The sequence below is a fragment of the Nocardioides sp. CPCC 206347 genome (genome assembly GCF_048654605.1).
Classification (GTDB): Bacteria; Actinomycetota; Actinomycetes; order Propionibacteriales; family Nocardioidaceae; genus Nocardioides.
On sequence record NZ_JBMCYZ010000005.1, the window covers coordinates 54400 to 75458 of the forward strand.

Consider the following 21059-nt stretch of genomic DNA (forward strand, 5'->3'; position numbering starts at 1 on the left):
TCGTACGGTGGGGGCCTCACCCCCGTCGAAAGGTCTCCCCATGCCGATTCGTACCGCACGCACCGCCTGGAACGGCGGACTCATGGATGGTTCCGGACAGGTCGAGCTGACCTCGTCCGGCGTCGGCACCTACGACGTGTCGTTCCCGAAGCGCGCGGCCGACGAGGCTGCCGGTACGACGTCCCCCGAGGAACTCGTGGGCGCCGCGCACTCCGCGTGCTTCGCCATGTCGTTGTCGAAGGCGATCGCCGACGCCGGCGGAACCCCGATCGCACTGGACGTCACCGCCGACGTGACGCTCGGCCCCGACCCGGCAGGCGGCTTCCGGATCACCCTCATCAAGCTCACCGTCCGCGGCGAGGCCGAGGGCCTCGACAACGACGGCTTCGTCGCAGCGGCCGAGAAGGCGAAGGCCGGCTGCATCATCAGCAAGGCGCTCGCCGGCGTCGACAGCATCACGCTGGACGCGGCGCTCGAGAGCTGACCCCGACGACGGCGTCCCCGACGGTGATCGTCCCGCCCTCGAGGACCCGGAACACGGTGCCGGCACGGCGGCGCAGCGCCTCCTGGGCGCCTGCGCCGATCGTGTCGTCGAGCAGCTTGCACGGTGCGGCGACGCGCACGGCCTCCAGCAGGACGTCGCCGATCCGCAACAGCGCGCCGGGCTCGCGCGGGACCACACCGTGGCTGAGGGTCAGGTTGCGCCGGGTCAGGTGCGAGGGGACGGCGCGCCCGTAGACCGTCGCCGCTTCGTCGAGGCTCTCCCTGCTCTGCACGGTGACGTGACGGTGCTTCGTGCCGTGGTACCGGTCGCCCACGATTCCCTTGCCGGCTTCCACCTCGACGGTCGTCTTCGGCTGCATCGGCAGGCGGGTCGCCTTGGCGAGATGGATGGACTCGACTGTCGGCAGCAGCTCCACGCCCCGAGGTTAGGGTGCAGCCCATGACAGGACAAACGAGTGAGTGACGCGCTGGAGCTCCGGCTGCGGGCGCCCGCCAGTGGGCATTCACCACTTCGGCCGGCCGCGGTCGCTGTCGGCCTTGCCCTGTCCGGGAGCCTGTTCGTGGCGCTCGCCACCCAGGAGCTCGAATCGCTGGACCGGCTGGACGCACTCCTCACGGCGGCGGCCGGCCTGCTGATCCTCGGCTGGGGAGTCACCGGGCTGATCGGCAACAGCTCACGCCTGCGCCATGACGCGGTCGTCCAGCTCGACAATGACGGAGTCGCGTTGCACACCGGTTCGGCGCGTGACGGCGGGTGGGGCCACGTGGCCTGGCGCGACGTGGAGCGGATCGAAGTGCACTGGTGGGAGATCGTGCCGCCGTTCGTCGAGGACCCGGAACACCTTCCCGTCCTGCGATTCGTCAGCCGCAACGACGCCTACATCCAGGTCAGTGGTGCCCAGGTGCAGTCGAGGGCACTGGCCGGAGCGTTCCAGGTGTCGCCCGAGTCGGCCGCGCTGATCGCCGTACTCGATCCGTCGGACTCAGAGGCGCTCCAGCACCTCGGGGCGTGGCTCGGCGAGCACCAGGTCGAAGTCACGATCGACGTCGGTGCCCCGCCGAACCTCCCCTAGGATTCCCTGCATGCAGAAGATCTCGGGATGAGCACGCCGCTGGAGATTCGCCGAGTCGTGCCGCCCGCTGTGTGGCGCGTCGTCGCCATCGCGAGCGCCTTGGGGCTCGGTGGTGGAATTCTCCTGGTCACCACGTTGATCGCCGCCAGCACCGGCGACATGACAAGGTTCCAGCAGTTCAATGCGGTGATGTTCGGCGTCATCGGCGTCCAGTTGATGACGTTCGGGCTGAGTCGACCGCTGCGCCACCGCGGACTTCTGAGCCGGGCGGTCATCCTTCGGCTCAGCGACGAGGGAATCTCAGTGCGCCACGGCATGTTCGCGGATCACGTCGGCTGGGGCCACCTCGCGTGGACGGACCTCAGCGCCATCGTCGTACGAACGCGCACCCTGGGGCCGCCGCTCTTCGGGGCCGAGGTCGAGAGACCGGTCGTTTCTTTCGTTGCCCGGGACGAGGCGGCCATCAAGTTCGACAGGATCACGTCGTACGACGCCACCAAGGCCGTCGTCCTCGGGATCAGCCCTGCGGCCGCGATGCTCTCGATGATCGTGGCCACCTACGGCCCGGACCAGGTTCGGTTGATCGAGGCATGGCTGACACGGCACCGACCCGACGTGCTGTTCCACGCGCCCAGCGACCTGGTCCACTGAAAACGGGCGATGGCCCCGCCCGAGGGCGGGACCATCTCAAGCATCAGCAGAAGCGCAGGCCTCAGCGGCCCTTGCCCGGGGGAACGATCGACGACGTGTTCTTCGCATCGGCCTTGGCGTGCTTGTCCGCGCGCTTCTCCTTCAGAGACTTGCCCGCTTTCTTGGACAGGTTCTGACGGGGTGACTTGTCGGCCATGACTGCTCCTTTGAGTGGAAGCCTGAACGGCTTCCCCACCGACAGTACGCGTGGGGTGCGGAGCTACTTCACCTGTGCAGCGGTGGCGGCTTCGCGCAGGGAAGCGATCATCTTGTCCGGGTCCTCGGCGGAGTAGACGGCAGAGCCGGCGACGAACACGTCGGCCCCCGCCTCGGCGCAGCGCTCGATGGTCTCCAGGGACACGCCACCGTCGACCTGCAGCCAGGTCTCGACGCCGTGCTTGTCCATCAGCGCCCGCGCGCGGCGGATCTTGGGCAGGCACAGGTCGAGGAACTTCTGGCCACCGAAGCCGGGCTCCACGGTCATGATCAGCACCATGTCGAGCTCGGCGAGCATGTCCTCGTAGGGCTCGATCGGGGTCGCAGGCTTGAGCGCCATGCTCGCCCGGGCGCCGGCCTTGCGGATCTCCCGCGCCAGGCGCACGGGGGCCTTGGCCGCCTCGACGTGGAAGGTCACGGAGCCGCAACCGGCCTCGACGTAGGCCAGGGCGTTGCGGTCGGCGTCCTCGATCATCAGGTGCGCGTCCAGCGGCACCGAGCTCGCGCGGGCTAGCGCCTCGACCATGGTCGGGCCGAAGGTCAGGTTGGGCACGAAGTGGTTGTCCATGACGTCCACGTGCACCCAGTCAGCACCGGGGATCCGCGCGACCTCCTCCCCGAGCCTGGCGAAGTCGGAGTTGAGGATCGACGGCGTGATCTGGATGTGGCCCACGATCGGCCAGTCTAGGGAGCCTGCTCACCGGCCGGGAAACTCGCGTACAACCCTTTGCGTGGCTCGCGCGTCCTTGGGACATGGAGCGGCAACATGAGCCCGGTGGAGGCGCGATGACAGCGCGGCCCCGACGGGGTGCGGCTGAAAGCGGCGCGGACGAGCGGGACGACGCCGCGTTCGCGGCCTTCGTCGAGGCGCGGCTCCCCCACCTGCTCAAGCTCGGCCGGGCCCTGGCCGGCGACGAGCAGCGCGGAGCGGACCTCGTGCAGGACGCCCTCGAGCGCACACTCCTGCGGTGGAGGCGCGTCGATGACCCCGAGGCATTCGTACGACGAGCGATGGTGAACCGCAGCGTGTCGGTCTGGCGCAAGGTGCGCCGCGAACGCCCCCTCACCGAGCGGGGCGATGCCGATTCCGGTGGATCAGAGCGGCCGTTCGACCACGAGCTCCTCGCCGCCGTACGACGGCTGCCACCGCGGCAACGGGCCGTGATCGCGCTGCGCTACTACGAGGACCTCACCGAGGCGCAGACCGCCGAGGCGCTCGGTTGCTCGATCGGAACCGTCAAGAGCCAGGCGAACCGCGCCATGGCTGCCCTCCGTGTCCAGCTGCCCACCTTCGCCGACCGGGAGGAGATGTCATGACCAGCCTCGAGGAAGCCCTGCGCGAGGCCTTCGGCGCGGACGTCGACGGCGCCACCGACCGGATGCTCAGCGACGTACGCCGCGGCGCCCGGCGCCGTCGTACGACCCGGACCACGCTGGGTGCCGTGGTGGCATCTGCCGTCGTGGTCGGCGGCATCGCGTTCGGCGGATCGCTGCTGTCCGACGACTCGCGCCCGTCCCCGGCACCGAGGCCGACGGAGACGGTCACTGACCCCGCGCCGCTCGATGCGTTGCCGTCCTCGCTCGCGGTGGAGGCCGCAGGCGGTGTTCTCTACGTGACCGCAGACAACGCCCAGTGCGACTGTTCGGTGCTCTACGAACGGCGCACCGGCAAGCTGCAGGAGCTGCACCGGTTCCCGGTCCCGTTCGTCGACCGGCTGTCCTTCACCCCCGACGGCCGCAACGGCTGGGCCGCGGCCGAGGACCAGGTCTGGACCACGCACGACGCCGGACGCACCTGGACCACCCTCGACCTCCCGCCCGAAGCGCCTCAGTACCTCGGCGACAGCTACCTCGTGGACTCCTCCGCGGACTACGCGTGGATGGTGAACTTCGGGTCGGGCAGCCTCTGGCGCGCTCCGGTCGGCAGCGACGACTTCCAGCACTTCGACGTCCCCGACACCGACGGCATGCAGTGGGTCGCGATCGTCGGCGACACCGTCGTCGTCGAGCCGCGACCGATCGGCGAGGGCAACATCACGTCGGTCCCGCGACTCAGCACGGACAACGGCATCTCGTGGCAGGAGCTCCCGTGGCCATGCTCCGGCGAGCACAGGTTGCTCCCTACCAACGGGGCGATCTTCATGACCTGCGAGGGTGTCGGAGAACCCGAGGCGACCATCTACCGATGGACCGTTGGGAGCGATTACTTCGTAGGGTTCAGCAACGCCGCCGCCGTCTCGGGTGCGATTCCCCTCACCGAGGACAGCGTCCTAGTTCCGGGCGCGGACCCGGTCCTGGTGACCGAAGAAGGTGGGTCCCCGGTCGACCTGGGCCTCGCGGACGACGCCTTTGTCTGGGATGCAGCGCAGGTCGACGGAGTCCTCTACCTCGCCACGACAGGAGGCCTGCTCGAGTCCACCGACGGCGGCACGACATGGGACCGGATCTGAACTTCTTCGATCCGCCACGAAGCGACCGATGGGAAGCCTACGATCTCCGTATCGGCCCAAGGAGGCCCGCATGATGATGAACAGTGAGGCCCGAAAGAGGGCCCAGGAACAGGCCAACGCCAAGCCGCTGGCCGCCGTCGCCCACCTCGCCGATGTCTGGGACGAGAAGGCCGACCACGAGGACGCGTGCGGAAACGGGTTCGCCGCCGCCGTCCTGCACGCGCAGGCGCGCGAGCTCCGCGCCGCGCTCTCGGAGCAGCTCAGCGCCTGAGTGCCGCCGCGATCGCCGTGATCCCGGCCTCGACCTCCGCGAAGGAGGTCGAGAGCGGTGACAGGCCCAGACGCAGGCCGTCGGGCTCGCGGAAGTCGGGCAGCACGTCGTGTGCCCAGAGGTCCGCGGTCACCGCACGCATCGACGGGTGCGCGATCGTCACGTGCCCGCCACGCTGCTCCGGGTCCCGGGGTGAAGCGAACCGCACATCGGGCAGGTCGCGGTCGATCAGCGCGGCGGCGTACTCCGTCAGCGCGACCGACTTGGCGCGGATGGCCGGGACACCGACCTCCTCCAGCAGGTCGACCATGTCCTCCAGCCCGAGCATGCCGATGATCGGCGGCGTGCCACTGAGCAACCGCCGGATCCCGGTGGCCGGTGCGTAGGTCGGGCCCATCCTGAACGGATCGGCGGCCCCCATCCAGCCCTGGACCGGCTGGACGAACACATCACCCTCGAGGTGCCGCTGCGCGACGTACCCGAAGGCCGGGGAACCCGGTCCCCCGTTGAGGTACTTGTAGGTGCAACCGACGGCCAGGTCGACCGCCCACGCATCCAGTTCCACCGGTACGACGCCCGAGGAGTGACAGAGGTCGACGAGGATCCACGCGCCCGCGTCGTGGGCGAGCCGGGTCAGTGTCTCGACGTCGGCCAGCCAGCCGGACTTGTAGGCGACCTGGCTGACCACGACCAGCGCGGTCTCCGGCCCGAGGACGGCGGCCAGCCCGTCCGGGGTGACGCCGCCGTCGGGGTCGACGTCGAGCCAGCGGACGGTCAGTCCGCACTCGCGGGCGACGCCCTCGACGACGTACCGGTCGGTCGGGAAGTTGTCGCGGTCCACGACGATCTCGTGCCGGCCGGGTCGCGCAGCGACGGCCGCACGGACGAGCTTGTAGAGCAGGACCGTGGTCGAGTCCCCGACGGCGGTCTGCCCGGCGGCCGCACCCAGCGCGACGGCGGCCAGCCGGTCACCGAGGACCAGCGGCAGCTCGAACCAGCGCTCGTCCCAGCCGCGGATCAGCCGGCCGCCCCACTCCTCGGCCACGAAGCTGCCGATCCGGTCGGCGGTCGCGCGCAGCGGCCTGCCGAGGGAGTTGCCGTCGAGATAGACGAGCGGCGTGTCGGCGCCGACGAAACGGTCGCGATGTCCGGCCAACGGGTCAGCCGCGTCCAGCGCAGCCGCATCGAACGTCACGTCGTCTCCTCCTCGTCCGGCACGGCCTTGCCGTCCGCCTCGTCCCGATCGGCCCACTCCAGGAGCGGCGCGATGTCGAAGACGTGGTCATCGATGTCGTGGTGCAGGTCGCCGATCTCGGCGAACCGCGCGGGCACGGTCAGGATCGTGAAGTCACGAGGATCGGCGTCATCGATCTCCGCCCAGCGAATGGGTGTGGAGACCCGTGCGTCGGGCAGGCCCCGGACCGAGTAGGCGGCTGCGATGGTGTGGTCACGAGCGTTCTGGTTGTAGTCGACGAAGACCGCGGCCGGGTCACGATCCTTCGTCCACCAGGTCGTCGTCACCAGCTCGGGCGCTCGCCGCTCGACCTCCCGCGCAAAGGCGAGCGCCGCGCGTCGTACGGCCTTGTGGTCGTGGTCAGGACGGATCCGTACGTAGACGTGCAGGCCCTTGCTGCCACTGGTCTTGGGATAGCCGACCGCTCCCAGCTCGTCGAGGACCTCGTGCGCGACGTGGGCCACCTTCCGGATGCTGTCGTACGACGCCTCCGGGCCCGGGTCGAGATCGATGCGCCACTCGTCCGGCTGCTCCACCGCGCCGCGGCGGCTGTTCCACGGATGGAACTCGACCGTGGACATCTGCACCGCCCAGATCACCGACGCCAGCTCGGTCACGCACAGCTCGTCGGCAGTCCGCTTCCAGCGCGGGAAGAACAGCTCGACCGTCTCGACCCAGGGCGGCGCGCCTGCAGGAAGCCGCTTCTGATGGACCTTCTCCCCCGCCAGTCCCTTGGGGAAGCGGTGCAGCATGCACGGCCGCTCGCGCAGCGCGTTGACGATGCCCTCGCCGACGGAGAGGTAGTACTCGACCAGGTCCAGCTTGGTGGCGCCGATCTCCGGGAAGTACACGCGATCCGGATTGCTGACCCGCACGACGCGGCTCTCGACCTCGATCTCGATCGCCGGCGATGCCATGCGGGGACAGTACCGAACGGGTCGGACCATCTCAGTACCGTGACGTCGTGGACTTCGACCAGCCGCCCGTCGTACGGGTCACCGCAGAGCGTGGCGGCCTTGATCCGCGCGAGTGGCCGATGACGGTGCCGGCAGTCGCCCAGGTCGTGCGCAAGGGCCTCGACCTGCCCAAGGGCGTCACCTTCCTGGTCGGGGAGAACGGCTCGGGGAAGTCGACGCTAGTCGAGGGCATCGCGGTCGCGTACGGCCTGTCACCCGAGGGCGGCACCCGCTTCGGCATCCACGCGACGCGGCCCACCGAGTCGCCGCTCCACACGGCCTTGCGACTCCAGCGCGGCATCGGGAGTGGACGGTGGGGATTCTTCCTGCGGGCCGAGACCATGCACGGCTGGTACACCTTCGCCGAACAGCACGCAGCAGATCGCGACCCGCGCTACCACGAGATGAGCCACGGGGAGTCGTTCCTCGAGGTGCTGCGCACCCGCTTCGACTCGCCCGGTTTCTACTGCCTGGACGAGCCCGAAGCGGCCCTGTCGTTCTCCTCCACCCTCGGACTGATCGCCAAGTTGCACGACCTGGCTGCCGATGGAGCACAAGTGCTCTGCGCCACCCATTCTCCCGTGCTCGCCTCGATGCCCGGCGCGACCATCCTCGAGGTGGGCGACTGGGGGCTGCGCCCCGCCCGCTGGGAGGACCTCGACCTGGTCCAGCACTGGCGCCGCTACCTCGACGACCCGCAGCGCTACTTGCGCCACGTCCTCGACTGAGGACACTCGAGACAACGCGTGACCGATCGGGTGTCACGCGCCCGGCACATCGGAGCGTCAGATGGGTGTGAAGTCAGACAAGCAGGCGGAACAGTTCACCGCGTTCGTCCGCGACACTGGCACACAACTCCACCACGCAGCGATGCTGCTGACCGGCGATCACCATCTGGCAGAGGACCTCACCCAGGCGACGTACGCCAAGGTGTTCGTCCACTGGAGAAGAGTGGCCACCGCAGACAGCCCGCTCGCCTATGCACGCACCACCCTGCTCAACACATTCCTGTCCCACCGCCGCCTGCGCCGCAACTCCGAGCGTCCGACCGACCTCACACCCGGCGCCGATGACGGAATCAGCGCGGCACGCACGGCCGTCGTGGATGCCGATCCCGGTACGCGCGTCGACCTGCTTGCCGCACTCGGCGACCTGCCTCCGCTGGACCGCGCGATCATCGTCCTGCGGTACTGGGAGGACCGGAGTGTCGCGGAGACGGCCACCGACCTCGGCTTGTCGGAGACCGTCATCCGCACTCGAGCTCGACGGGCGTTGCAGCGACTGCGACCACTGGTCGCCCCTCCCACCGACCTGAACGCACTGCCCGAGAGGACCTCTTCATGAACGACCTCGACCACGACCCCTACCTGGGCCCCGCCCTCCGCGACCGCGTGCGGAGCGAACAGCCCGACCTCGAACACCTCGCCACCGCGTCGCTCCGGGCCGGCACCCGGCTGCGTCGTCGCCGCCGCATCGGCGTCACCGCCGGCGCCGTTGCCGGCGTGGCGGTGATCGCCCTCGCCACCTCCCAGATGGGAGGCGGTACGACGGCCGACGACCCGGACTACGCCGACACTCCCTCGGCCCCCAGCGAGCCGACACTGCGGGCCGGACAGGTGATCGACCTGGGCAACGGCGTCACCGGCACGGTGCGCACGGACAAGGCCGGTCTCTACGAGCTGGGCTCCAGCACGCTCGCTGGACCGGGTTCCGACTTCGTCCTCGTCGTCGACGGCCCGAAGGACGCCGTCGACACGTTCTGGTCCGACGGCTTCACGACGAAGTCCGGCGGCTTCCTCACCGAGGAGTGGCCCGGCATCACGGTGGCCGTGACCATGGCCAAGGCCGACGAGCTCGGCATGCTCGGCATGGTGGACAAGATCCCGGTCATCGTTCCGTCGAACTGGACGTGCGAGTGGTTCCTGATCGACGACAAGGCGTCCTGCGAATCCGCTGACGGAGGCGTCGCCTCGCTCGTGATCCGGGATGCGGCCGACCGCGCCGCCTGGCTCGGCTCGAGCGACAAGGGCGACGACCCCTCCGTCTACACGACCGAGGCGCACGGCGGCATCTTCATCTCTGTCCAGGGCGGCCGAGGCACCACGAACAGCGAGATCCACGTGCTGGGCGAGTCCCTCACCTGGGTCGACTGACGACCGCCAGTCCGGCCGCGGCCAGCCCGATCAGGGCCGCGGCCGGGACAGGCAGTCCCTCGGCACCACCCTGCGCGACCACACCGGACGCGAAGGCGGCGCCGATCGCGATCCCGCCGTTGAAGACGACGGGGATCAGGGCACCCGCGAGGGAACGGTGCTCCGGGCCGGCCAGCCGCAGGATCATCGTCTGCGCGAGCGGCGGCAGGGCACCGGATGCGACACCCCAGAGCAGCACCACGGCCACTCCGGCCAGGGCGCCCTGACCGGCAACGAAGAAGCCGAGGACCGCGACAGCGGTGGCGAGGGTCGCCGCGACCAGCGCCGGAGCCGTCCGATCGAGCACGCGGCCGGCGAGGGCGACGCCCACGGCGGACGACAGTCCGAAGGCCAGCAACAGGCTGCCCATCCCGCCGGGCACGACCGAGGCGGCGGGCTCGCCCAGTCGTGTGATGAAGGTGTACGCGCCGTAGTGGCCCACCAGGATCAGGCCCACCAGCACGGTCACCACCACCATCGGCCGGACGGTACGACGCCCGCCGCTCCCCCCGTCCTCAGCGGACCGTGCCTGCGGGTCGGCGTCCGGCACCACCGCGCGGACCAGTCCCGCGCCGACGAGGCTCAGCACGGCGAGCACCCAGAACGACGCGCGCCAGCCGGCGAGGTCGGCGACGAACCGGCCGATGGGCGTGCCCAGCACCATGCCGAGCGTGGCGCCGCCGAGCACGACAGCCGTCGCGCGTCCGAGCAGGCGGTCCGGCACGAGGTCGGCGACGTGCGCGTTGACGGTCGACCACAGCAGGCCGACGGAGGCCGCGCCGATGGTGCGGGCGACGAGCACCACGGCGTAGGTCGGTGCCAGCGCGGTCGCCGCGGCGGCGAGGGCGAAGACCACGAGGCTGGCGGCCACGACCGGCGTGCGCCGGACGCCGCGGGTCAACCGCACCAGCGGGAAGCTCGCGACCACGACCACTGCTGCCCAGATGCTGACCAGCAGGCCGGCGGCGGATTCGCTCACCCCCAGTCCGGCGCTCATCTGGGGCAGGACTGCGGTCGGCAGCATCTCCCCCGTCACCATCACGAGGGTGGCGGCACCGAGGACGAGCAGTGCGGGCCAGGGCAGCCGGTCCGGCTGCTGGGTGTCAGAGGTGGTGTCGGGGGTCTGGTCAGGGGCGGCGGGACGTGTCGTCGTACTCATGGAATCGACGCTAAAGGTTTACACTGATGTCAATGTCAAGGCGTGATGTCAGGATTGTGAGGCAGCAGACATGAAGATCGGTGAGGTCGCCGAACGCACCGGCGTCGCAGCCCGGCTGATCCGGTACTACGAGCAGCAGGGGCTGGTCAGCGCGGACCGCGCGGACAACGGCTACCGCAGCTACACCGAGGCCCATGTCGACCGGGTCGAGCGCGCCGCCGGACTGATCCAGGCCGGCATCCCGACCCGGTTGGTCAAGGTCCTCCTCGAGGCCGAAGACGCCTGCGCCCGCGAAGAGGCCACCTGCCCCGACGAGGTCTCGCACCTGCTCGCGACCGAGCTCGAAGGGCTCGACCAGCGGATCAGCTGCCTGACCCGCAGCCGCGACACGATCCGGCGCTACCTCGCCCAGACCCGGTCCGACGCGGCTGCGAGCTCCTGAGGTTCAGCGCCAGCCGAGCGCCGGCGCGACCTCGGTCAGGATCGACTCGATCACGTGGGCGTTGTAGTCGACACCCAGCTGGTTCGGCACCGTCAGCAGCAGCGTGTCCGCCTCGGCGATGGCCTCGTCCTCGCGCAGCTGCTCGATGAGGGCATCCGGTTCGGCGGCGTAGGAGCGACCGAAGATCGCGCGCATGTTGTCGATCTGGCCGACCTGGTCGCTGTCCGGGCGACCGCCGAAGTACATCCGGTCCTGCTCGTTGACGAGCGGGAAGATCGACCGGCTGACCGACACCCGCGGCTCGTGCGGGTGGCCGGCTTCGGCCCAGGCGTCGCGGAAGATCCGGATCTGCTCCGCTTGCTGGACGTGGAACGGCTGGCCGCCCTCGTCCTCCTTCAGCGTCGAGCTCATCAGGTTCATCCCCAGACCGGCGGCCCAGCGCGCCGTACCGTTCGACGCAGCGCCCCACCAGATCCGGTCACGAAGGCCCTCGGAGAACGGCTCCAGCCGCAGCAGTCCCGGCGGGTTGGCGAACATCGGGCGCGGGTTCGGCTGCGCAAAGCCCTCGCCGCGCAGCACCTCCAGCAACACCTCGGTGTGACGACGGGCCATGTCGGCCTCGGTCTCGCCCTCGGCCGGGGCGTACCCGAAGAGGCGCCAGCCGTCGATGACCTGCTCGGGTGAGCCTCGCGAGATGCCGAGCTGCAGGCGGCCGCCGGAGATCAGGTCGGCTGCCCCAGCGTCTTCCGCGAAGTAGAGCGGGTTCTCGTACCGCATGTCGATGACACCGGTACCGATCTCGATCCGGCTGGTCCGGGCGCCGATCGCGGCGAGCAACGGGAAGGGGCTGCCGAGCTGGCGGGCGAAGTGGTGGACGCGGAAGTACGCGCCATCGGCACCCAGCTCCTCCGCCGCGACCGCGAGGTCGATCGACTGGAGCAGCGTGTCGGAGGCGGTACGCGTCAGCGAACCGGGGCTGTCCGCCCAGTGGCCGAAGGAAAGGAATCCGATCTTCTTCACAGGTCGTTCAACCTTCAACCAGTCTGGATCATTCCTTGCGGAGCAGCGCCAGGAACATCGCGTCGGTGCCGTGGCGGTGCGGCCACAGCTGGGCGGTCCCGGGCAGCGGACCGTCGGCATCGGTGACGCCCGGCAGCAGCGGGCGCACGTCATCGACCCGCAGTCCCGGCACAGCACCGGTCACTGCCGTCACGACATCGGCCGTCTCCGCGAGCACCGGCGAGCAGGTGGCGTAGAGCAACGCTCCGCCGGGCCGCAGGATGCGCGCGGCCTCGGTCAGCAGCGCCTGCTGGAGCGCGACCAGGTCGGCGAGGTCCGCCGGAGTACGACGCCAGCGCGCCTCCGGACGGCGGCGCAGGGCGCCGAGGCCGGTGCACGGTGCATCGAGCAGGATCCGGTCGATGCTGTCGTCGGCGAAGGGCGCGCGGGTCGCATCGGTCTGCAGCACGCCGGCCAGGTCCGCACCTGCTGCCTTGGCAACGAGGCCCGCCCGGTGGTGGTGCAGCTCGGTGCCGATCAGCAGGGCGCCCCGCTCGGTGGCCAGCGCAGCGAGCAAGGCGGCCTTGCCGCCCGGGCCGGCACACAGGTCCACCCAGCGCTGGTCGCGGCCGTCGACAGTGGCGTCGGCCAGCGCGAGCGCGACCAGCTGCGAACCCTCGTCCTGCACGCCGGCACGTCCCTCGACCACCGCGGCGATCGCGGACGGGTCACCACCGCTGGAGAGCACCGTCCCGAACGGGGAGTACGGCGTCGGCGTACCGGGGAGCTCGTCGCGGCTCGAGCGTCCCGGGCGAGCCACCAGGGTCACCCGGGGCGGGACGTTGTCGGCGGCCAGCAGGGCCGGGAGGTCGTCGGCGCCGACCGCCTGGCCGAGCGCCTCGACGACCCAGGCGGGGTGGCTGTGCGCGATCGCGAGGTGACCGTTCGGGTTGGTCGCGATGTCCGGCGCGACCTCGGCGATCCAGGCCTCCAGGTCACGGTTGCTGACCTTGCGGAGGACGGCGTTGGCGAAGCCGCTGGCACCGACGCTGACCTTGTCGCGGACGAGGTCGACCGTCGTGTTGATCGCCGCGTGCGAAGGCACGCGCATCGCCAGCAGCTGGTGGGCGCCGAGGCGGAGCGCGTCGAGGACGGCGACCTCCACCTTGCGCAGCGGCCGGTCGATGCAGGTGGCGAGGATGGCGTCGTACGTGCCCTGGCGGCGGATGGTGCCGGCAGCGAGCTCGGTGACGAACGCCGCGTCGCGTCCGACCAGGCCGTGGTGGGCGATGACCGACGGCAGGACCAGGTTGGTGTAGCCGCCGTCGACGCGGACGACACGGAGCACGTCGAGTGCGGCCGCCCGGACCGGGTCGCTCTTCGGCTTGGGCGGGCGTGCGGGCCCCGTGGACCTGCGGCGGCGGCCGTCCCGAGACCCGCTCACTCGAACATCGCGGTCTCGGGCAAGCGCACACCGCGTGCCCAGTCGGCCGCTGCCATCTGCTTCTTGCCGAATGCCTTGACCTCGCCCAGGCGCACCGCACCGGAGGCGGTGCCGACGAGGACGTGGTTCTTGCCGACGCTGATCGCGCCGGGGGCCAGGGCCGGTGCGTCCGCCTCGACGGACACGGGGCCGACCTTCACCCGCTCGCCGTCGAGCGTGGTCCACGCGCCGGGGCCGGGAGTGAAGGCACGGATCAACCGATCGATGCCGACAGCCGGATCGGTCCAGCTGATGCGGGCGTCCTCGACCGTGATCTTCGGTGCGAGGCTGACACCTTCGAGCGGTTGGGTACGGGCCTCGAGGGCTCCGTCAGCGATGCCGTCGAGCGTCGCGACGAGCAGGCTGGACCCGCCCTCGGCCAACCGCTCCAGGAGGTCACCCGCGGTGTCGGTGGGCTTGATGCGCTCGGTCATCACACCGAACGTCGGACCGGCGTCGAGCGCCTCGACGATCTGGAACGTGGTGGCGCCGGTGTACTCGTCGCCCGCCCAGATGGAGTGCTGGACGGGTGCCGCACCGCGCCAGGCCGGCAGCACCGAGAAGTGCAGGTTGACCCAGCCGTGCTTCGGGATGTCGAGCGCACTGCGCGGGATCAGGGCGCCGTAGGCGACGACCGGGCAGCAGTCGGGCTCGAGCGCCTTCAGCTCGGCCTGGAACCCGGGGTCGCGGGGGTGCGTCGGCTTGAGCACCGGAACGCCCAACTCCTCGGCACGCAGGCCGACCGGGCTCGGGGTCAGCTTGCGGCCACGGCCCGAGGGTGCGTCGGGTCGCGTGATCACGCCGACCAGCTCATGGGGGGACGCGACGATCGCATCGAGGGCGGGGACCGCCACCTCGGGGGTACCGGCGAAGACAACTCTCATCGGCCGAAGCCTCCCGTCGCGTGGGGGGACAGCTTCACGGTCGGCTTCTCGAGCCCGAACCACTCGGACTCACGGATCTCGCGCATCGCGGCCTTGCGTGCCGCGGCGTCGAGGCGGTCGATGAACAGGATCCCGTCGAGGTGGTCGGTCTCGTGCTGGATCGCCCGCGCGAGCAGCTCGGATCCCTCGATGCGGACCGGGTCGCCGTACATGTTGAAGCCGGAGGCGACCACCGACATCGCTCGCAGGCAGTCGTAGGTGAGCTCGGGCAGGGACAGGCACCCCTCGGCGCCGTCCTGGGTCTCGTCGGACAGCTGCAGCGAGGGGTTGACCAGGTGGCCGACCTCCCCGTCGACGTACCAGGTGAAGACGCGGAGCCCGACCCCGATCTGCGGCGCGGCCAGGCCGGCGCCCGGGGCCTCCAGCATCGTGTCGGTCAGGTCGGTGACCAGTTGCCGCAGGTCGGTGTCGAAATCGACGACCTCGATCGCAGGCTTGCGCAGGATCGGGTCGCCGAACAGGCGGATGGGTCGAATGGCCACCGGGTCATCCTAGGAGTTCGGGGGGATCGACCTGAATCCTCACGGGATCGAGCTTGCGGGCCGACCGCAGGCGTTGCGCCTCCACCAGCGCCCGCGACAGCGCGGGACCCTGCGCACGGGGCACCCGAACGACCAGGCGCTCCTCGTCAGGGTTGCCCTCGACCGGCACCGGCCCGAGGACGTCGGCGACCTCCGGCAGGTGCAGCAGGGCACGCATGTCGTCGACCGCGCCGGGGGCTCCAGTGAGGGAGGCGACCCGTGCCGCCGGGGGCAACCGGGCCTCACGCCGCTCTTCCGCCTCGCGGGCGGCGAACCCGGCCGGGTCCCATCGCACCAAGGCCTGCAGCGCGGGCTGGGCCGGATCACCGACCGCCAGCGCACGCCCGCCGGGTCGCACGAGTCCGACCGCATTGCACCAGCGCCGCAGGGCCTCTTCGGCAGCGCGCATGCTGTCGCGCCCGAGCACCCACCACGTGTCCAGGAGTACGACGACCGCGTACCCGCCGTCGGCGACTGGCTCGGCGCCCGGCGTCGCCACGACGAGACGTGGTGCGCCGTCGACCGTTGCCCGGATCCGGTCGCCGGACGAGGCGAGCACCGGGATCTTCGGGAAGGACCGGCCCAGCTCGTCGGCCGTGCGGGCATCGCCGAGCATCGGGGACCGGAGCCCGGCAGCACCGCACTCGGGACACGCCCAGGCCGTCGCTTCGGTGGCGCACAGCCGGCAGCGCGGCGGCGTCGTCGGGCCGGTCAGTCCCAACGGCCCGGCGCACGCGGTGCAGCGGGCCGGAGTGCGGCAGCGCTCGCAGGCAAGGCGCAGCGCGTAGCCCGCACGCGGGGTCTGCACGAGCACGGGCCCGCGCTCGAGGCCCCACTTCATCGCCTGGTGCGCCTCGCGCGGTATCCGGGCGCCGGCGCTGTTCGGGTCGCGTTCGAGCGCCTGCTCGGTCGCACCGGACACGGCAACCAGAGCCCGGGCGCGGACCTCGGTTCGCGGCAACGCGATCTCGCGGGCCCATCCCGAGCGCAACAACTGGTCGGCCTCGACGGTGCGGGCGAAGCTGCCCACCAGGGCGGCGGCGTTCTCCTCATCGGCCCGCAGGAGCAGGACCTCACGTGTGTGCGGGTACGGCGCCCGCGGCTCGGCGTGCAGGTCGTCGCCGTCATCCCAGATCACGACCAGCCCGAGGTCGTGCACGGGGGCGAAGGCAGCGGACCGCGGGCCGACCACGATCTTGCGGGTGCCCCGACTGACCGCGAGGAAGTCGCGGTAGCGGGCAGCCGGGCCGGGCTCTGCCTGCAGCGTGACGTGGTGGCCCTCCCCCAGCAACGCCGTCAGCGCAGCGTCGACGCGGGTGATGTCACGATGGTCGGGAAGACAGATGATCGTCCCGCGCCCCGCGGCGAGCGCGGCACCCGCCATCTGTGCGAGCAGGGCCGGCCAGTCCTCACCCGGCCCAGCACCCCAGACAGCGCGCGGCGCGTGGCCGCTGCGCAGGTGCTCGAGGAACGCCGCCGCGGCCGGGTACGGCGACCACGCCTCGTCACAGCCGGTGAGCACCGGCAACGGCGGGGATGTCGGCGAGGCCTCCTTCTCGGCGGTCGCGTGGCGGGGCGGGACAGCGAGGCGTCGTACATCGGCAGAGACACCGGCGTAGCGCTCGGCCACGCGGCGGCACAGCGCCTCGACGGCAGGGCTCAGCACCGGCTCGGCACTCACGAGTCGCCGCAGCGGCGACAGCACGCCGTCATGCCCGGACGCCGCGGTCCGCTCCACCACGAACCCGTCCACCGCCTGCCCGGCGAAGCGCACCTTGACCCGCGCTCCCGGGACGGCTCCCTCGTCCATCGCCGCGGGCACGAGGTAGTCGAACACCCGGTCCAGGTGGGCCAACGGCACCTCGAGGACGACCCGGGCGACCGGATCCACCGTGGCCAGCTCCGTCTCCGCCACCTTGCGGGCGCGCGTCGCGGCCGCCTTGGCGCGACCCTCCGCTGCCCGGTCCCGCACGAGGCCGGGCAGCTCCAGTGCCGGCTCGTCGGGGGTCGGGGTCATGGGCGCAGTTCTACCAGCGGCCCCCGACGCGGCTCGGGGCGATCCGCAAATGCACGGACGCCCGCCGTCCCCGGGCAGGGACGACGGGCGTCTGGTGAAGCTGGTGGGATCAGATCCCGGCAGCAGCCTTGAGCGCCTCGGCGCGGTCGGTGCGCTCCCAGGTGAACTCGGGCAGCTCGCGGCCGAAGTGGCCGTACGCAGCGGTCTTGGCGTAGATCGGGCGCAGCAGGTCGAGGTCGCGAACGATCGCGCCGGGACGCAGGTCGAAGACCGAGAGCACGGCCTCCTGGATCTTCTCGTCCGGAACGACTCCGGTGCCGAAGGTCTCCACGAAGACACCGACGGGCTTGGCGACGCCGATCGCGTAGGCGACCTGGACCTCGGCGCGACGGGCCAGGCCCGCGGCAACGATGTTCTTGGCAACCCAGCGCATGGCGTAGGCCGCGGAACGGTCGACCTTCGACGGGTCCTTGCCGGAGAACGCGCCGCCACCGTGACGGGCCATGCCGCCGTAGGTGTCGACGATGATCTTGCGGCCGGTCAGGCCGGCGTCACCCATCGGGCCACCGACGACGAAGCGGCCGGTCGGGTTGATGAAGAGCTGGTAGCCCTCGGACGGGACGATGGCCTGGAAGGCCTCGAGAACGGGCTCGATGACGTTGACCAGGATGTCCTTGGCGAGCTGCTCCTGGTCGATGTCCTCGGCGTGCTGCGTCGAGAGGACCACGGTGTCGATACGCAGGGGACGGTCGTCCTCGTCATACTCGATGGTGACCTGGGTCTTGCCGTCGGGACGCAGGTAGGGCAGCGTGCCGTCCTTGCGCACCGCGGTGAGCTTCTCGGCGAGGGTCTGCGCGATCTTGATCGGCAGGGGGAAGAGCTCGGGGGTGTCGTCACACGCGTAGCCGAACATCAGGCCCTGGTCGCCGGCGCCCTGGCGGTCGAGCTCGTCGCCCGAGCCGTCCACGCGCTCCTCGAAGGCGTCGTCGACGCCCTGCGCGATGTCAGCGGACTGCGCACCGATGGCGACCTGGACGCCACAGGAGTTGCCGTCGAAGCCCTTCTCGGACGAGTCGTAGCCGATCTCGAGGATCTTCGCCCGAACCAGCTGGGCGACGGGGGCGTACGCCGAGGTGGTGACCTCACCGGCGACAACGACCAGGCCGGTGGTCAACAGCGTCTCCACGGCCACCCGGCTCGACGGGTCGTGCTCGAGGAGGTAGTCGAGGATCGTGTCGCTGATCTGGTCGGCGATCTTGTCCGGGTGACCCTCGGTCACCGACTCCGACGTAAACAGACGTCCGGTCATGTTGGTGGAAGCTCCTGGTTCTCAGACCGAGTACGGGATCCCCCGAACCCGCTCGGCAGTGACGGTGTGACAGATGTTGTCGTCGATCCAACGATACGGACCGGCCGGAGTCATGGCCGGTCGTCTCACTATCGCTGGCTGAGACGGGAGACGACGTTGTCCCAGATGAGGTGTGCGAGGGCGGACTTCGATCCGTGCGGAACCTCGACGGCCGAGCCGTCGGAACCCAGGATCACCGCTTCGTTGTCGGCGCTCCCGAAGACCGCGCCACCGCTCACGTCGTTGACGACGAGCAGGTCGCAGCCCTTGCGGACCAGCTTGGCCCGAGCCAGGTCCAGGACGCCGCCGGTGGCGTCGCCCGTCTCTGCCGCGAATCCCACGATCACGGCGTCCGGGCGGACCCGGTGCGTCGAGATCTCCTTGAGGATGTCGGGATTCTGCTCGAGCATGATCGACGGCGCCGAGCCGTCGTCGGCCTTCTTGATCTTCACGTCCGACCGGTTCAGCGGACGGAAATCGGCGGGCGCCGCCGCCATCACCACGGCGTCAGCGCTGGCGCTGGCAGTGAGTACGGCGTCGCGCAGCTCTGCGGTCGACTCGACGCGAACGACCTTCACGCCGGCCGGGTCGGGCAGGGTCACGTTGGCGGCGATCAGCGTGACCTCCGCACCACGTGCGGCCGCGGCGCGGGCCAGGGCGTAGCCCTGCAGGCCCGAGGAGCGGTTGCCGAGGAAGCGCACCGGGTCGAGCCGTTCGCGGGTGCCGCCGGCCGAAACCACGACGTTGCGTCCGGCGAGGTCGGTGAGCGACGGGCTCCCGGAGGCGCCGGTCGAGACGCGGGCGAGCACGTCGCGGGCGATCTCGAAGATCTCCGACGGCTCGGGCAGCCGGCCCTTGCCGGTGTCGGCACCGGTCAGGCGGCCCTCGGCGGGCTCGATCACCACGATGCCGCGAGCGCGCAGGGTGGCGACATTGGCAGCCGTCGCGGGGTGCTCCCACATCTCCGTGTGCATGGCCGGGGCCAGCACGACGGGACAACGTGCGGTGAGCAGGGTGTTCGTGAGCAGGTCGTCGGCCAGCCCGTGGGCGGCCTTGGCCAGCAGGTCGGCGGTCGCCGGAGCGACGACCACCAGGTCAGCGGTCTGCCCGAGGCGCACATGCGGCACCTCGTGGACCGCTGACCAGACGTCGGCGGACACCGGCTTGCCCGACAGCGCGGCCCACGTGGGCGCGCCGACGAACTCCAGCGCCGCAGCGGTCGGAACGACCGTCACGTCATGTCCGGACTCGGTGAACCGGCGGAGCAACTCGCACGCCTTGTAGGCCGCGATACCGCCGGACACACCGAGCACGACGCGGGGCATGGCTGGAGTCAGTTCACTCAGCAGCAGCCGGCGCGGCCGCGGCAGCCTCGGCGGCAGCGATCTCGGCCGGGTCGATGTCCTCGCAGGTCAGCAGGTCCTGGCTGATCTCGCGCAGCGCGATCGAGAGCGGCTTCTCCTGGACGTGGGTCTCCACGAGCGGGCCGACGTACTCCAGCAGGCCTTCGCCGAGCTGGGAGTAGTAGGCGTTGATCTGCCGGGCGCGCTTGGCACTGTAGAGAACCAGCTTGTACTTGCTGTCGGTCTTGGACAGCAGGTCGTCGATCGGGGGGTTGGTGACACCCTCGGCGGCGATGTTCGGGGCAGACACGTGTTAGAGCCTCACAGTTCGTGGGTGGAATCAACCATTAAGGCTACCAAGTCCTGGACCGCAGCGTTAACTTCCACGTTCACGATGGTGACGTCGAACTCCGACTCGGCGGCCAGTTCGAGGCGCGCGGTGGCCAGTCGGCGCTCCCGCTCCTCCTCGCCCTCGGTCCCGCGACCCACCAGGCGGCGGACCAGTTCGTCCCACGACGGCGGCTTGAGGAACACGAAGACGGCCTCGGGCATCGTCTTGCGGACCTGGCGGGCACCCTGCAGATCGATCTCCAGCATGGCCGGACGATCGGCGGCCAGCGCCTCGTCCACGGGTCCGCGCGGGGTGCCGTAGCGGTTCACGCCGTGGACCACGGCCCACTCGAGCAGCTGGTCCTCGGCGATCATCGCGTCGAAGGTCGCGTCGTCGACGAAGTGGTAGTGGACGCCGTCCACCTCGCCCGGTCGCGGGCTCCGGGTCGTCGCCGAGACGGACAGGAAGACCTCGGGATGCTGGTCGCGCATGGCGGCAGCAACGGTGCCCTTGCCGACCGCAGTGGGCCCGGCAAGGACGAAGAGACGACTACTCACCGGGCGCGAACTCGCGCTCCAGAGCGGCGATCTGCTTCGTGCCGAGACCGCGGACCCGCCGGGACTCGGCAATGCCGAGGCGCTCCATCACCTGCCGGGCGCGGACCTTGCCGAGGCCGGGAACGGCCTGCAGCAGGTCGAGGACCTTCATCTTGCCGACGACATCGTTGACCTGGCCCTGCGCGAGGACCTCGCTGATCGACCCGCCCGAGTTCTTCAACCGGTTCTTCACCTCGGCCCGTTCGCGCCGCGCGGCCGCCGCCTTCGCGAGGGCAGCCTGGCGCTGTTCGGGTGTCAGGGGAGGCAAGGCCACGAAAGGGATCCTTCGG

26 protein-coding genes are annotated in these 21059 nt (G+C 70.6%); 10 read left to right on the plus strand and 16 right to left on the minus strand.

What is annotated here, in order from left to right:
• The first annotated feature begins 40 nt into the window (after positions 1-40).
• Entirely contained in the window at positions 41-484 is a 444-nt protein-coding gene (locus tag ACOACQ_RS17125; RefSeq protein ID WP_378597989.1) for an OsmC family peroxiredoxin, read from the plus strand.
• Here ACOACQ_RS17125 and ACOACQ_RS17130 read toward each other — a convergent pair.
• The gene (locus tag ACOACQ_RS17130) at positions 456-920 is read right to left on the minus strand and encodes an MOSC domain-containing protein (protein ID WP_378597987.1); all 465 of its coding nucleotides are present in this window, start codon (positions 918-920) and stop codon (positions 456-458) included. The two genes, ACOACQ_RS17125 and ACOACQ_RS17130, sit on opposite strands and share 29 nt — an antisense overlap.
• 39 nt (positions 921-959) lie before the next feature.
• Between ACOACQ_RS17130 and ACOACQ_RS17135 the strand changes: the two genes are divergently transcribed.
• On the plus strand, positions 960-1577 hold the full coding sequence (locus ACOACQ_RS17135; protein WP_420288867.1) for a hypothetical protein: 618 nt from the start codon (positions 960-962) through the stop codon (positions 1575-1577).
• A gap of 27 nt (positions 1578-1604) precedes the next feature.
• Positions 1605-2228 (plus strand): hypothetical protein, encoded by a 624-nt coding sequence (locus tag ACOACQ_RS17140; RefSeq protein WP_420288868.1) that lies wholly within the window; start codon positions 1605-1607, stop codon positions 2226-2228.
• 61 nt (positions 2229-2289) lie between these two features.
• Here the strand turns inward: ACOACQ_RS17140 and ACOACQ_RS17145 are convergent, their stop codons facing one another.
• Together ACOACQ_RS17145 and rpe are read right to left on the minus strand one after the other, a co-directional pair.
• Positions 2290-2424 (minus strand): hypothetical protein, encoded by a 135-nt coding sequence (locus tag ACOACQ_RS17145; protein ID WP_378596147.1) that lies wholly within the window; start codon positions 2422-2424, stop codon positions 2290-2292.
• Between the two features lie 63 nt (positions 2425-2487).
• On the minus strand, positions 2488-3156 hold the full coding sequence (gene rpe / locus ACOACQ_RS17150; protein ID WP_378596148.1) for a ribulose-phosphate 3-epimerase: 669 nt from the start codon (positions 3154-3156) through the stop codon (positions 2488-2490).
• Positions 3157-3269: 113 nt separating this feature from the next.
• Between rpe and ACOACQ_RS17155 the strand changes: the two genes are divergently transcribed.
• The 3 genes from ACOACQ_RS17155 to ACOACQ_RS17165 all read left to right on the plus strand — a co-directional run bounded on the left by ACOACQ_RS17155 (position 3270) and on the right by ACOACQ_RS17165 (position 5204).
• The gene (locus ACOACQ_RS17155) at positions 3270-3800 is read left to right on the plus strand and encodes a SigE family RNA polymerase sigma factor (protein ID WP_420288869.1); all 531 of its coding nucleotides are present in this window, start codon (positions 3270-3272) and stop codon (positions 3798-3800) included.
• Positions 3797-4933 carry a hypothetical protein gene (locus ACOACQ_RS17160; RefSeq protein WP_420288870.1) on the plus strand — a complete coding sequence of 379 codons (1137 nt, stop codon included), beginning with the start codon at positions 3797-3799 and terminating at the stop codon, positions 4931-4933. The genes ACOACQ_RS17155 and ACOACQ_RS17160 overlap by 4 nt, the downstream gene beginning before the upstream one ends.
• A gap of 70 nt (positions 4934-5003) precedes the next feature.
• A complete protein-coding gene (locus tag ACOACQ_RS17165; protein ID WP_420288871.1) occupies positions 5004-5204 on the plus strand; it encodes a hypothetical protein in 201 nt (66 codons plus the stop codon).
• Here the strand turns inward: ACOACQ_RS17165 and ACOACQ_RS17170 are convergent.
• Entirely contained in the window at positions 5194-6399 is a 1206-nt protein-coding gene (locus ACOACQ_RS17170) for a kynureninase (RefSeq protein WP_420288872.1), read from the minus strand. The two genes, ACOACQ_RS17165 and ACOACQ_RS17170, sit on opposite strands and share 11 nt — an antisense overlap.
• Positions 6396-7355, minus strand: a complete 960-nt coding sequence (gene ligD / locus ACOACQ_RS17175; RefSeq protein ID WP_378597256.1) for a non-homologous end-joining DNA ligase — start codon at positions 7353-7355, stop codon at positions 6396-6398. Before ligD ends, ACOACQ_RS17170 begins: the two co-directional genes overlap by 4 nt.
• A 47-nt stretch (positions 7356-7402) precedes the next feature.
• Here ligD and ACOACQ_RS17180 point away from each other — a divergent pair, with 47 nt between their 5' ends.
• From ACOACQ_RS17180 to ACOACQ_RS17190, 3 genes are all read left to right on the plus strand, one after another.
• Complete coding sequence (locus tag ACOACQ_RS17180; protein WP_378597258.1) at positions 7403-8122, plus strand: AAA family ATPase; 720 nt, start codon at positions 7403-7405, stop codon at positions 8120-8122.
• Between the two features lie 61 nt (positions 8123-8183).
• Positions 8184-8738 carry a SigE family RNA polymerase sigma factor gene (locus tag ACOACQ_RS17185; protein ID WP_378597259.1) on the plus strand — a complete coding sequence of 185 codons (555 nt, stop codon included), beginning with the start codon at positions 8184-8186 and terminating at the stop codon, positions 8736-8738.
• Positions 8735-9547, plus strand: coding sequence for a hypothetical protein (locus ACOACQ_RS17190; protein WP_420288873.1), 813 nt, complete (start codon positions 8735-8737; stop codon positions 9545-9547). Before ACOACQ_RS17185 ends, ACOACQ_RS17190 begins: the two co-directional genes overlap by 4 nt.
• Here the strand turns inward: ACOACQ_RS17190 and ACOACQ_RS17195 are convergent.
• Positions 9531-10745 (minus strand): MFS transporter, encoded by a 1215-nt coding sequence (locus tag ACOACQ_RS17195; RefSeq protein ID WP_420288874.1) that lies wholly within the window; start codon positions 10743-10745, stop codon positions 9531-9533. The two genes, ACOACQ_RS17190 and ACOACQ_RS17195, sit on opposite strands and share 17 nt — an antisense overlap.
• A gap of 70 nt (positions 10746-10815) precedes the next feature.
• Between ACOACQ_RS17195 and ACOACQ_RS17200 the strand changes: the two genes are divergently transcribed.
• A complete protein-coding gene (locus ACOACQ_RS17200) occupies positions 10816-11187 on the plus strand; it encodes a MerR family transcriptional regulator (protein ID WP_420288875.1) in 372 nt (123 codons plus the stop codon).
• A 3-nt stretch (positions 11188-11190) separates the two neighbouring features.
• On the opposite strand, the gene ACOACQ_RS17205 is transcribed toward ACOACQ_RS17200, so the two are convergent.
• The 10 genes from ACOACQ_RS17205 to mihF form a co-directional block, all read right to left on the minus strand.
• A complete protein-coding gene (locus ACOACQ_RS17205) occupies positions 11191-12207 on the minus strand; it encodes an LLM class flavin-dependent oxidoreductase (protein WP_378597262.1) in 1017 nt (338 codons plus the stop codon).
• 28 nt (positions 12208-12235) lie between these two features.
• On the minus strand, positions 12236-13630 hold the full coding sequence (locus ACOACQ_RS17210; RefSeq protein WP_420288876.1) for an RsmB/NOP family class I SAM-dependent RNA methyltransferase: 1395 nt from the start codon (positions 13628-13630) through the stop codon (positions 12236-12238).
• The gene (gene fmt / locus ACOACQ_RS17215; RefSeq protein WP_420288877.1) at positions 13627-14553 is read right to left on the minus strand and encodes a methionyl-tRNA formyltransferase; all 927 of its coding nucleotides are present in this window, start codon (positions 14551-14553) and stop codon (positions 13627-13629) included. The genes ACOACQ_RS17210 and fmt overlap by 4 nt, the downstream gene beginning before the upstream one ends.
• On the minus strand, positions 14550-15095 hold the full coding sequence (gene def / locus ACOACQ_RS17220; protein ID WP_378598390.1) for a peptide deformylase: 546 nt from the start codon (positions 15093-15095) through the stop codon (positions 14550-14552). The genes fmt and def overlap by 4 nt, the downstream gene beginning before the upstream one ends.
• Positions 15096-15099: 4 nt before the next feature.
• Positions 15100-17151: a primosomal protein N' gene (locus ACOACQ_RS17225; protein WP_420288878.1), complete on the minus strand. Its 2052-nt coding sequence runs from the start codon at positions 17149-17151 to the stop codon at positions 15100-15102.
• Positions 17152-17260: 109 nt separating this feature from the next.
• A complete protein-coding gene (gene metK / locus ACOACQ_RS17230; RefSeq protein ID WP_378597972.1) occupies positions 17261-18460 on the minus strand; it encodes a methionine adenosyltransferase in 1200 nt (399 codons plus the stop codon).
• Positions 18461-18588: 128 nt separating this feature from the next.
• The gene (gene coaBC, locus ACOACQ_RS17235; RefSeq protein ID WP_420288879.1) at positions 18589-19824 is read right to left on the minus strand and encodes a bifunctional phosphopantothenoylcysteine decarboxylase/phosphopantothenate--cysteine ligase CoaBC; all 1236 of its coding nucleotides are present in this window, start codon (positions 19822-19824) and stop codon (positions 18589-18591) included.
• 13 nt (positions 19825-19837) lie between these two features.
• The gene (gene rpoZ / locus ACOACQ_RS17240; protein WP_056711745.1) at positions 19838-20152 is read right to left on the minus strand and encodes a DNA-directed RNA polymerase subunit omega; all 315 of its coding nucleotides are present in this window, start codon (positions 20150-20152) and stop codon (positions 19838-19840) included.
• A gap of 11 nt (positions 20153-20163) precedes the next feature.
• Positions 20164-20730 carry a guanylate kinase gene (gene gmk / locus ACOACQ_RS17245; RefSeq protein ID WP_378597968.1) on the minus strand — a complete coding sequence of 189 codons (567 nt, stop codon included), beginning with the start codon at positions 20728-20730 and terminating at the stop codon, positions 20164-20166.
• Complete coding sequence (mihF, locus tag ACOACQ_RS17250) at positions 20723-21043, minus strand: integration host factor, actinobacterial type (RefSeq protein WP_182376527.1); 321 nt, start codon at positions 21041-21043, stop codon at positions 20723-20725. The genes gmk and mihF overlap by 8 nt, the downstream gene beginning before the upstream one ends.
• Between the last annotated feature and the right edge of the window lie 16 nt (positions 21044-21059).

Coding starts and splice junctions, on each gene's coding strand:
- ACOACQ_RS17155 (WP_420288869.1), top strand. CDS start 3,270: ATGACAGCGCGGCCCCGACGGGGTGCGGCTGAAAGCGGCGCGGACGAG.
- coaBC (WP_420288879.1), bottom strand. CDS start 19,824: ATGCCCCGCGTCGTGCTCGGTGTGTCCGGCGGTATCGCGGCCTACAAG.
- ACOACQ_RS17225 (WP_420288878.1), bottom strand. CDS start 17,151: ATGACCCCGACCCCCGACGAGCCGGCACTGGAGCTGCCCGGCCTCGTG.
- fmt (WP_420288877.1), bottom strand. CDS start 14,553: ATGAGAGTTGTCTTCGCCGGTACCCCCGAGGTGGCGGTCCCCGCCCTC.
- ACOACQ_RS17185 (WP_378597259.1), top strand. CDS start 8,184: ATGGGTGTGAAGTCAGACAAGCAGGCGGAACAGTTCACCGCGTTCGTC.
- ACOACQ_RS17190 (WP_420288873.1), top strand. CDS start 8,735: ATGAACGACCTCGACCACGACCCCTACCTGGGCCCCGCCCTCCGCGAC.
- ACOACQ_RS17145 (WP_378596147.1), bottom strand. CDS start 2,424: ATGGCCGACAAGTCACCCCGTCAGAACCTGTCCAAGAAAGCGGGCAAG.
- ACOACQ_RS17200 (WP_420288875.1), top strand. CDS start 10,816: ATGAAGATCGGTGAGGTCGCCGAACGCACCGGCGTCGCAGCCCGGCTG.
- ACOACQ_RS17160 (WP_420288870.1), top strand. CDS start 3,797: ATGACCAGCCTCGAGGAAGCCCTGCGCGAGGCCTTCGGCGCGGACGTC.
- ACOACQ_RS17195 (WP_420288874.1), bottom strand. CDS start 10,745: ATGAGTACGACGACACGTCCCGCCGCCCCTGACCAGACCCCCGACACC.
- ACOACQ_RS17140 (WP_420288868.1), top strand. CDS start 1,605: ATGAGCACGCCGCTGGAGATTCGCCGAGTCGTGCCGCCCGCTGTGTGG.
- ligD (WP_378597256.1), bottom strand. CDS start 7,355: ATGGCATCGCCGGCGATCGAGATCGAGGTCGAGAGCCGCGTCGTGCGG.
- metK (WP_378597972.1), bottom strand. CDS start 18,460: ATGACCGGACGTCTGTTTACGTCGGAGTCGGTGACCGAGGGTCACCCG.
- ACOACQ_RS17165 (WP_420288871.1), top strand. CDS start 5,004: ATGATGATGAACAGTGAGGCCCGAAAGAGGGCCCAGGAACAGGCCAAC.
- ACOACQ_RS17125 (WP_378597989.1), top strand. CDS start 41: ATGCCGATTCGTACCGCACGCACCGCCTGGAACGGCGGACTCATGGAT.